This window comes from Pararhizobium sp. P1_E7 (assembly GCF_056405855.1).
In genome coordinates, this window is record NZ_JBFUBH010000089.1 from 1 (window position 1) to 9,448 (window position 9,448).

Genomic DNA, 9,448 nt, shown 5'->3' on the forward strand with positions numbered 1-9,448 from the left:
CAGGGTGAGCACTGCGGCAGCTGTGCAGGCAATCATCACAATGCGAAAGGCAGAATGGCTTGGCGAAATCATGTTCGCGCTCCTGATCTTTAAATCAATGTTCGAAAGCGGACCGCCCATGCGGCGGCCTTCATCTCAAGGCTTTGATGGCAAATTCGATCAGCTCTTCGGCTGTTGCCCGATTCGGCTTGGCAAGGCATTGCGCCACCAGTTGCGGATGGCACATGTTCACCGTTGCCGCTCCGAAGCATCGGGCCGCAATGGCGGGGTCCTGCTCGGCGAATTCACCTGCGGCAATGCCCTGGCGGATGATCTCCTCCAGCAGTTCGTGCATTCGGTCGATGTGTTTTTCGATCACATGCCAGTCGCGCTCGATGGCGACGATGACCATCTCGTGGACCTTTTCATGATCGAGCATGGCGGTGACGATCAGCTGATGTTCGGCATGCAGATAGCGGCGCAGGCGGTCGGCAGCGCTGATCGGCAGGCGCGAGATGTCAGAGGCCTGCTGATAGCTGCCGGCGAGCATGCGTCCGCAGATCGCCTGGTGGATCTCGGTCTTGGAGGCAAAGAAGCGGTAGATATTGGCCGGTGACATGCCGAGATCACGCGCAATGTCGGCGACATTGGTCTTGGCGTAGCCATAGTGCCGGAACAGCCGTTCCGCCGCATCGAGAATGCGCGCAATGTTTTCCTGCCGTGCGCTGTCGAGGATATCGGTGCTGTCGTCCATACTGACATACTTTCGATTTACGACTGACGAATTTTAAATTTCGTCAGTCGTAAATCGAAAGACAATCGTTGTCAACCGCAGTGCTCAACCGGAAACGAGCGAGGTTGCAGCCTGCACATGCTGGTTGGCGCGCAATTCCGCCACCAGAAAATCGACGAATGCCCGTGTCTTGGCTGAGATATACCGGCCTTCGGCGTGCATGACATGGATGGGAACGGGCGCCTCTTCATACTCGGCCAGAACGATGTCCAGCTTTCCTGCCTTCACCGCCGATGCCACCTGGTAGCACAACGCACTGGTTAGGCCCCAGCCGCTCGACGCCGCGGAGATTGCGGCATCCATCGTGTTGCAGAACAACCGGGGACGGAGCGTGACGCTGTTTTTTCCCCCGCCAGAGAAGCGCCAGTCCTGCGGCGCGGACGAGCCGGTATTGGCAATAATGGTGTGCCCGGCCAGATCGGCAGGAACCTTCGGCACCGGATGTTCCTTGAAATAGGACGGGGCACCGCAAATCACCCGCCGCACGCTGCCGACCTTGATCGCGCGGTATCCGGAATCGGGCAGTTGCCCGATGCGCAACGCGACGTCGATGCCTTCCTCCGTCAGATTGACGACGCGATCGAGTAAAAGGGCACGCCCGTTGACGGCCGGATGCCGTGTCAGAAACGACGTGAGCACCGGCATGACATAAATCTGGCCGAAAAGGACCGGCGCCGTCACCGTCAGCAGGCCGGAGGGCGTTGCATGCGAGCCACCGGCTGAGGCTTCCGCCTCGTTGATATCGGCAAGGATGCGGCGGCAATCCTCGACATAGCGGCTTCCGGGCGCGGTCAGTTTCACCGATCGCGTCGACCGCAGGAAAAGCCGGGCGCCCGTCAAGTCTTCGAGATAGGCAATGGCACGCGTCACCGCCGGAGGGCTCATGTTGAGCGCGCGCGCTGTCTGTGCGAAACTACCGGTATCGGCAACCTTCACCAGAACCCGCATGGATTGAAGTCTGTCCACTCTCTCGCCTCACATTATTATTCCGGGAAATGGAATTATATCTTGTCTTTTATCGCGCTTCTGTTTCCGGGGAGAAAGAAACATCTTCTCCCAAGATGATCAACACTCTTTGGAGACCGCAGATGAAACTTTACCATCACCCTATGTCCGGTCACGCGCACCGGGCCCGGCTGTTCCTCTCCCTGCTTGGGATCGACGCTGAGCTGATCGAAGTCGATCTTGCTGCCCGCGCCCACAAGTCCGCGGACTTCCTGAAGCTCAATCCGTTCGGGCAGGTTCCCGTGCTGGACGATGACGGTACGATCATCGCCGATTCCAACGCCATCCTCGTCTATCTTGCCAAGAAAAGTGCTGCGAAGACCTGGTTGCCCGAGGACCCGAAGGGGGCCGCTGCCGTGCAGCGCTGGCTTTCGGCCGCCGCCGGAGAAATCGCCTATGGCCCGGCTGCTGCAAGGCTTGTCACCGTCTTCGGCGCGCGCTTCGATGCGGCGGAAGTCATCGCCCGGGCCCACGTCATCCTGCAGCGCATCGAGGCCGCACTTGACGGCCGCCAGTGGATCGCTGCCAGCCATCCGACCATCGCCGATGTCGCGCTCTACAGCTACATCGCCCGCGCGCCGGAAGGCAATGTCGATCGAAGCTCATACGCCAACGTCAATGCCTGGCTGAAGCGCGTGGAAGCTCTTCCCGGTTTCGTTGCCTTCCAGAAGACGGCCGTCGGCATCCCTGAACATGCCTGAGCGGGCTTGAGCGCTGCGCCAACCTGTCACGAAAGGATCGCCCAATGGTGACCATCAATACAACCGAAGAGGCATCCCCCTGGCATGCGGGCGAACGGGCGCTCCAGAGCCAGGCCGGGGTCGCCGAACGGATGGAGGAGCTCGGCCGCCGCGTGCTGCGCGATCATCTGATCGACCAGCACCGCGCCTTCTATCCGCAGCTGCCGTTCATCGTGCTTGGCACGGTGGATGGCGACGGAGACGCGTGGGCAACGCTGCGGGCGGCGGAGCCTGGCTTTCTGCAAAGTCCTGATCCGGACACCTTGAGTGTTCACCTTGGCCGCGAGCCCGGCGATCCGGCAGACGCCGGCATGGGTGACGGCGAACCCATCGGCTTGCTCGGCATCGAGCTGCATACGCGGCGGCGCAACCGGCTGAACGGAACGATCCGCCGGTCCGGGCCGGCCGCCTTCGATGTGGAGGTCGGCCAGTCCTACGGCAACTGTCCGAAATATATCCAGCTGCGCGATTTCAGCTTCGTCCGCGACCCCACGGCCGGCCCTGTAAGCGAGCCGGCGATACTGGAGACGCTCGACGACGACGCACGGCGGATGATCGGAGCGGCCGATGCACTCTTCGTTGCGTCCTACGCGGAGCCGGAGGCGGGACGGCGGCAAGTGGATGTCTCGCACCGGGGCGGTAGGCCGGGCTTTGTCCGGGTTGGCAGTGACGGCGTGCTGACCATTCCGGATTTCGCCGGAAACATGTTTTTCAACACGCTCGGCAATATCCTGGCCAATGGCAAGGCAGGTCTCGTGTTTGCGGATTTCGAAACGGGCGGCCTGCTGCAGCTGTCCGGCGATGCGCGCGTCGTTCTGGACTCACCCGAAGTCGAGGCTTTCGAAGGAGCCGAACGTCTCTTGTATTTCACGCCGCGCCGCATCATCCGGCGGCCCGATGCCCTGCCGCTGCGCTGGGCCTTTCAAGATGACGGCCAATCGCCGAACCTACGCACGACCGGCAACTGGGCAGAGGCCGAACGCCGATTGAGCGTTTCAACGGCCTGAGGCGGGCATCAAGCGGCGGATCTGGCCCCGTATCGCGGATATTTCCATGCGCACCGGTCCCGGCAGGAACTTTCGCTCCTGCCGGGATTTTAAGACGTGGCCGACCCAATGGAGGAACACCGTGTCATCCGAAAAACCCAGCCTCTTTTCCCGATTTTCCAGCGGGGTAGCGCAGTTGACCGGCAAGCCGGCGACGTTTGCGATCGCCGTTGCGGGCATCGTCCTGTGGGCAATCACCGGTCCGCTCTTCGGATTTTCCGAAGCCTGGCAGCTCGTCGTCAACACCGGGACGACGATCATCACGTTTCTCATGGTCTTCGTGCTGCAGAACTCCCAAAACCGCGACGGCAAGGCCCTTCAGGCGAAGCTTGACGAGCTGATTCTGACCAGCGATGCCGAAAACCGTTTCATGGGCATCGAGCATCTCGACGAGAAGGAGCTCAGGCGACTGACCACACTATTGAGGGAAGCGGCCGAAGGCGAGCCGGACCACGCGCTTGCCGGAAAGGTCGATCACATCATGCGGGATCGGCGCACCAAGCTGAAAAAGAAGGTGTAGGCGGCCACCCTCATCGCGCCCGGGCTGAGACGGGGCACAAATGAACCCGAAAGCGTGATATATGTGGGTATGGAAGGAGGAACCGATGAGCCGCGCATTCACCAAGGAGATCGACGACGCCCCGCCCCCGCCGGTGCCCGAACACCCGATCAGTGCGGCCCGCAATCTCGTGACCGCCAACGGCGCCCGTCAGATCGAGCAGATGGTTGCAGTGCTCACCCAGCAGATCACAGCCACCAGCGACGGTGACGTGTTGGCAGGGCTCAAGCGTGATCTGCGTTATTGGGAAGCACGGCGTGCCAGCATGGAGATCCTGGAGCCCGGCCCGGAGCCAGCCTCGGTGAGGTTCGGAACACGGGTCTCTATCCGGCGTAGCGGCCAGGTGCGGGATATCCGCATCGTCGGCGAGGACGAGGCTGATCCGTCGGCCGGGACAATCGCCTGGACGTCGCCGCTTGCCCGCGCACTCGAAGGTGCCGTTCCCGGCGATACGGTCGAACTCGAGGTGGCGGGCCGTGAAGAGGAAATAGCCGTCCTCTCCATAAATGGCGGCGGCTGATCACTGCCGGTAGCAACCCTACCAAACCATCACCATTTCATTGATCTTCCCGGCAAAACACGGCAAGACCGTAACGATGCTGATGTGAGGACATGATTTGGAGACCACGCTCTACCTGCCGGTCAAGGGTTTTCTCGAAGCGGCTGGCTACAGCGTCAAGGGCGAGATCGCCGGTTGCGATCTTGTCGGCCTGACGGCCGGCGAGCCGCCGGTTGTGGTCATCTGCGAACTCAAGCTCAGCTTCAATCTCGAGCTCATCCTGCAAGCCGTCGATAGGGCCGCGGCGAGCGACGAGGTCTGGATTGCCGCCCGCGTCTCGGCCAAGGGAAAGGGGCGCGAGAGCGATCGCCGCTACCGCGACCTCTGCCGAAGGCTCGGCTTTGGCATGCTGAGTGTTTCCGATAGCGGTACCGTTGATGTCGTCATCAGCCCGGTCGCACCGATGCCGCGCAAGAATGCCAAAAAGCGATCGCGCCTGGTCAACGAGCACAAGAAGCGCAAGGGCGATCCGGCCGTCGGCGGCAGCACCAGGGCACCAATCATGACGGCCTACCGGCAGCAGGCGCTGGCCTGCGCCGCCGCCTTGCAGGACGGGCCGTTGCGCCCAAGGGACCTGAAGACGATCACGCCATCGGCAGCGGCCATCCTGCGCGGCAATGTCTACGGCTGGTTCGAGCGCATTGATCGCGGCATCTATGCTCTGACGGCAACCGGGGCAGAGGCATTGGTCCGCTGGCCGCTTTCACCGCAGCCGCAGGAGCCTATCAAAGCCGCGGCACAAGCCGGCTAACGACCGCTTTGTCACAGTGATGCGGCCTTGGAGACCTGGCGCAGCATGCGGACGATCGCCTGATCGAGAACAGCATCAACCGGTAGGGCCTGCGACGACAGCTTGACGATCACCGTTTTTCTGGCCGGATCGATCCAGATCCACTGGCCATGAATGCCGATGGCGGCAAGTTCGCCGGCACCCGTTTCATACCAGTAATTGCGATAGCTTCCATCTGGGAACAGCGTCGTCTGGTCGCCGTTTTTCCATGCGTCACGGCTTCCACCGGTCCAGAGGTCCTCGACGAAGGACTGCGGGATCAGCCCGGCGCCCTGCCTGCGCACGAGTTCGCCGACCAGCGCAAGGTCGCGCGCCGTCGCCGACATGCCGCCTGCGGCGCGGGCCGTGCCGATGCGATCGACGGTGACCATGGCATCGGCGCGGGCACCCATCGGCCGCCAGAGGTGATCGCTGAGCAAAGCCGCAAGCCGTCCGCCCGCCGCACGTTCCAGAACGATGCCGGCAAGGTCGGTGTTCGGGGAACGGTAAGCATGCTTCTCGCCGTGCGCCCAGTCGCCTTTTCCGATGCTGCAGATGAAGCCTTTCAAATCCGGTGCAGGGCTGTCCGGCCGGTCGGGATTCCAGCCGGTCGCACGGCGATAGCGATCAAAACCGCCTGAAGTATCGAGATAGTCCTCGACGAAATCGACGCTGATCTCCATGTCGAACAATTGCTGCACCGTCGCATCCGCATAGGCCGAACCGACCTCGGGCACATAGTCGGCCACACGCTTGCTAAAGGACAGCAAGCCCTTGCCCGCCAGAATTCCGGCAAGCAGAGCCGTCAGGGATTTTGAGACGGAAAAGATGATATGCGGCCGGGCGGGGCTGGAATGGTCAGCCGACCATTCGGCAGTAACGCGGCCCTCGCGCATCACCACGAGCTCGTCCGTCTCGCTTGCCGTCAAAAACTCTTTCAGCAATTGGGGCCTGTCATCGATACCCGTCACCTGCAGGTCTTTCAGACCGCCAAGATCGAGATAAGGGTCTTCGCCTTCCCTTTTGGCCGGAATGACGGCCGAGGGCACGATCTCGCCGACATTCTGGAAGGCCCATTGCGAAAAGGGTGCCGTTCGCCAGTTGGAGAGCGTTACCTGCGCGCGTTCGAAATCCATCATGTCCTGTCTCCTCCATCTGCCGTCACCAGCGCCTCATAAAGCTCCGGGCGGCGATCGCGGAACTCATCCGTCGCTGCCCGCCGGATCAGCCGGCAGGCGGTGGCGAGATTTTCGGAGGAATCGTCCGCGCAGGCGAACTGGACGACGCCCACGGTCATGACGGCGCTGGAAACCACGATCAGTTGCCCTCGAAGCCGGTCAGCACGCTGACGGCGTTGACGCCGATCTCGGCGACGGCATAGCCGCCTTCCATGACGAATAGGGTCGGGAGATTCAGCTGCGCGATACGTTCGCCGATCTTCGGGAAATCCTCGGTCTTCAGCTTGAACTTGCTGATCGGATCCTTCTCGAACGTATCGACGCCGAGCGAGATCACCACCACATCCGGATTATAGGCCACCAGCTTGCCGCAGGCATCGTCCAGCGACTGGCTCCAGCGCTCCCAATCCGTGCCGAAGCGCATCGGGTAGTTGAGATTGTAGCCCTCGCCCTCGCCCGCTCCGCGCTCATCAGCATGGCCAAGGAAATAGGGATATTCCTGCATCGGATCGGCATGCAGGTTGATCACCTGCACATCGGCGCGGGAATAGAAGATTTCCTGCGTGCCGTTGCCATGATGATAGTCGACATCGAGGATCGAGACGCGCTTGGCGCCGTTGTCGCGGAACCACTGTGCCGCCACCGCTGCGTTGTTGATATAGCAATAACCGCCCATGAATCCGGCGCCGGCATGGTGGCCGGGCGGGCGGCAAAGCGCGAAGGCGGAACGCTCACCAGCCTGGACAAGACCGGCCGCCGTCAGCGCCACGTCATGCGAGGATTTGATCGCGTCCCAGGAGCCTTCGACGATGCCGCAGCCAGCGTCGAAGGAATAGTATCCGAGCAACCCGTCGATGAATTCCGGCGGCACGTCGCCGCGCAGGCCCCGTGTCGGCCAGGTGAATGGCAGCGCCGTGCCTGTACGGCCCTCGGCCGTCCAGCGATCCCAGATCGTCGGCAGGAAATCGAGATAATCCTTGCGGTGGATGCGCGCCGCCGTCGTCAGATCGTGCTGTTCCGGCGCAAGGATCGGTCCCAGACCCACTGTCTTGATCCGCGCGGACACATACTCGGCGCGCGAGGTCAGTTCAAAACCGGGAACGATGGCGCCGGCAACCAGTTCGAGCTGATTGGCATGGCCGAGGTGACGGGGCGAAAAGACAGTTTTCATGGGAACATCCAGCGGCGTGAAATGAAAACGCACCCCGCCTGGATCGACGGGGTGCGATTTGGGGCAGGGTTATTTCTGAAGCTCGGTCCAGATCTTGGTATAGAGCTCCTGGACTTCCGGCGGGCAGGTCTGCGAGGGAACGCCGAGTGCTGCAAATTCGGCCGGCACGTCGATTTCAGGCGCGCCCTTCATGTCGGCCGGCATGAATTCGGCGGACCCGGCAATGCCGTTGGCATAGCGATGAAAGCCGGAATTCATGCCGGCATTTTGCGGGTCCATCATGAAATTCTGGAAGAGTTTGGCGTTCTCGACGTTCTTCGCGTCCTTGAGAACGGCGAGGTTGTCGCTCCAGTTGACGAAGCCTTCCTTCGGATAGCCGTAGTGGATCGCCGGGTTCTTCAGGCGCTGGCGAAAGGCCGAGCCGTTCCAGTCGCTGGAAGCGGAAAAGTCGCCCGAGCCCATCTTCTCGATCGTACCGTATTCCATCGCCACCCAGTTCGGCTTGGCGGCGACAAGCGTATCGCGAACCTTTTTCAGGATGGCGAGGTCACCCGTGCACTTCTTGCCGCCATTGTAAAGTACCGCGGCATCGATCACGTCGTTCATTTCAGGAACGACATTGACCTTGCCCTTCAGCTCGTCGGGAGTCTTGAAGATGATATCCCAGGTATTGATATCGCCCTTGTAGACGTCAGTATTGACGACGGTTCCAACCGTGCCCATCGCCCACGGAACGGTGTATTTGCGGCCGGGGTCAAACTCCGGATTGGCCCACTCATTGGCGACGTTCTTGAAGTTTTCCATATTGGCCGGATCTGTTTCGAGCAGGAGGCCTTCCGAGATCCAGATCGGGACGTAGTTCTGCGACGGCACGACCATGTCGAAACCGGAGCCACCCTGGCGAACCTTGGCCAGCGCCGTATCGTTGGAATCATAGTCGGTGATCGTCACCTTGACCTTGTAGGCGTCCTCGAACTTCTTGATCATTTCGGGGCTGGTATAGTTGCCCCAGTTGTAGATGTTGAGCTCTCCCTCCGCCCGGGCAAGGCCCGTCGATGCGAGAAGCCCGGCCGTCACGGCCATGATCGTGGTGATCCGTTTCATGATGCTGTTCCCTTTCTTCTTTCTTGTTAGACACGTTTTCTGTTGACGATGAAGAAGACGGTGACGACACAAACCGACAGGAGCAGGAATAGCGTCGAGATCGCGTTCATTTCCGGCGTAATGGTGCGGCGGATCTGGCCGAGCATGTAGGTCGGCAAGGTATCCTGGCCGGCCGACTTGACGAATTCGGTAATGACCACATCGTCCAGCGAAATCACGAAGGCCAGCATGAAACCGGCGAGAATGCCCGGCCAGAGCAGCGGCAAAGTGACGTAGCGGAAGGCGTTCCACGGCGTCGCATAGAGATCGGCGGCAGCCTTCTCCAGCGTCAGGTCCATGTTCTCCAGCCGCGCCCGGATCGGCAGATAGGCAAACGGGATGCAGAAGGCGGTATGGGCGGCGATCAGGTAACCGAGGCCGGAATAACCGGTCCAGATCTTGATGCGGGCAAAAAAGATCAAAAGGGCGACCGCGGTGACGATTTCAGGGATCATCAAGGGCTGGTTGATGAAGGCATATTTCAGCGTCAGGCCGCGATAGGGCTC

General features: G+C 61.2%; 12 protein-coding genes. 5 read left to right on the forward strand and 7 right to left on the reverse strand.

Going from position 1 to position 9,448, the window contains the following annotated elements; translation table 11 throughout:
• Positions 1-130: 130 nt before the first annotated feature.
• Both AC1D17_RS26095 and AC1D17_RS26100 read right to left on the reverse strand, forming a co-directional pair.
• Complete coding sequence (locus AC1D17_RS26095) at positions 131-733, reverse strand: TetR/AcrR family transcriptional regulator (protein ID WP_477568175.1); 603 nt, start codon at positions 731-733, stop codon at positions 131-133.
• A gap of 84 nt (positions 734-817) precedes the next feature.
• Positions 818-1,738, reverse strand: a complete 921-nt coding sequence (locus AC1D17_RS26100; protein WP_477568176.1) for a LysR family transcriptional regulator — start codon at positions 1,736-1,738, stop codon at positions 818-820.
• Between the two features lie 122 nt (positions 1,739-1,860).
• Between AC1D17_RS26100 and AC1D17_RS26105 the strand changes: the two genes are divergently transcribed.
• The 5 genes from AC1D17_RS26105 (at position 1,861) to AC1D17_RS26125 (ending at position 5,432) form a co-directional block, all read left to right on the forward strand.
• Entirely contained in the window at positions 1,861-2,478 is a 618-nt protein-coding gene (locus AC1D17_RS26105; RefSeq protein ID WP_477568177.1) for a glutathione S-transferase family protein, read from the forward strand.
• A 44-nt stretch (positions 2,479-2,522) separates the two neighbouring features.
• Positions 2,523-3,524: a flavin-nucleotide-binding protein gene (locus AC1D17_RS26110; protein ID WP_477568178.1), complete on the forward strand. Its 1,002-nt coding sequence runs from the start codon at positions 2,523-2,525 to the stop codon at positions 3,522-3,524.
• Between the two features lie 121 nt (positions 3,525-3,645).
• Positions 3,646-4,083, forward strand: coding sequence for a low affinity iron permease family protein (locus AC1D17_RS26115; protein ID WP_477568179.1), 438 nt, complete (start codon positions 3,646-3,648; stop codon positions 4,081-4,083).
• A gap of 85 nt (positions 4,084-4,168) precedes the next feature.
• Positions 4,169-4,642: a GreA/GreB family elongation factor gene (locus tag AC1D17_RS26120; RefSeq protein WP_477568180.1), complete on the forward strand. Its 474-nt coding sequence runs from the start codon at positions 4,169-4,171 to the stop codon at positions 4,640-4,642.
• A 97-nt stretch (positions 4,643-4,739) separates the two neighbouring features.
• Positions 4,740-5,432, forward strand: coding sequence for a DUF2161 domain-containing phosphodiesterase (locus AC1D17_RS26125; RefSeq protein WP_477568181.1), 693 nt, complete (start codon positions 4,740-4,742; stop codon positions 5,430-5,432).
• 11 nt (positions 5,433-5,443) lie between these two features.
• Here AC1D17_RS26125 and AC1D17_RS26130 read toward each other — a convergent pair whose 3' ends face one another.
• The 5 genes from AC1D17_RS26130 to AC1D17_RS26150 form a co-directional block, all read right to left on the reverse strand.
• The gene (locus AC1D17_RS26130) at positions 5,444-6,589 is read right to left on the reverse strand and encodes a serine hydrolase domain-containing protein (RefSeq protein ID WP_477568182.1); all 1,146 of its coding nucleotides are present in this window, start codon (positions 6,587-6,589) and stop codon (positions 5,444-5,446) included.
• Positions 6,586-6,765, reverse strand: coding sequence for a hypothetical protein (locus AC1D17_RS26135; RefSeq protein WP_477568183.1), 180 nt, complete (start codon positions 6,763-6,765; stop codon positions 6,586-6,588). The genes AC1D17_RS26130 and AC1D17_RS26135 overlap by 4 nt, the downstream gene beginning before the upstream one ends.
• 2 nt (positions 6,766-6,767) lie before the next feature.
• Positions 6,768-7,799 (reverse strand): histone deacetylase family protein, encoded by a 1,032-nt coding sequence (locus AC1D17_RS26140; protein ID WP_477568184.1) that lies wholly within the window; start codon positions 7,797-7,799, stop codon positions 6,768-6,770.
• 69 nt (positions 7,800-7,868) lie between these two features.
• Complete coding sequence (locus AC1D17_RS26145) at positions 7,869-8,903, reverse strand: ABC transporter substrate-binding protein (protein ID WP_477568185.1); 1,035 nt, start codon at positions 8,901-8,903, stop codon at positions 7,869-7,871.
• A gap of 26 nt (positions 8,904-8,929) precedes the next feature.
• On the reverse strand, positions 8,930-9,448 hold a 519-nt coding region (locus tag AC1D17_RS26150; protein ID WP_477568186.1), incomplete at its 5' end, for an ABC transporter permease.

Coding starts and splice junctions, on each gene's coding strand:
- AC1D17_RS26140 (WP_477568184.1), bottom strand. CDS start 7,799: ATGAAAACTGTCTTTTCGCCCCGTCACCTCGGCCATGCCAATCAGCTC.
- AC1D17_RS26130 (WP_477568182.1), bottom strand. CDS start 6,589: ATGATGGATTTCGAACGCGCGCAGGTAACGCTCTCCAACTGGCGAACG.
- AC1D17_RS26110 (WP_477568178.1), top strand. CDS start 2,523: ATGGTGACCATCAATACAACCGAAGAGGCATCCCCCTGGCATGCGGGC.
- AC1D17_RS26095 (WP_477568175.1), bottom strand. CDS start 733: ATGGACGACAGCACCGATATCCTCGACAGCGCACGGCAGGAAAACATT.
- AC1D17_RS26145 (WP_477568185.1), bottom strand. CDS start 8,903: ATGAAACGGATCACCACGATCATGGCCGTGACGGCCGGGCTTCTCGCA.
- AC1D17_RS26120 (WP_477568180.1), top strand. CDS start 4,169: ATGAGCCGCGCATTCACCAAGGAGATCGACGACGCCCCGCCCCCGCCG.
- AC1D17_RS26105 (WP_477568177.1), top strand. CDS start 1,861: ATGAAACTTTACCATCACCCTATGTCCGGTCACGCGCACCGGGCCCGG.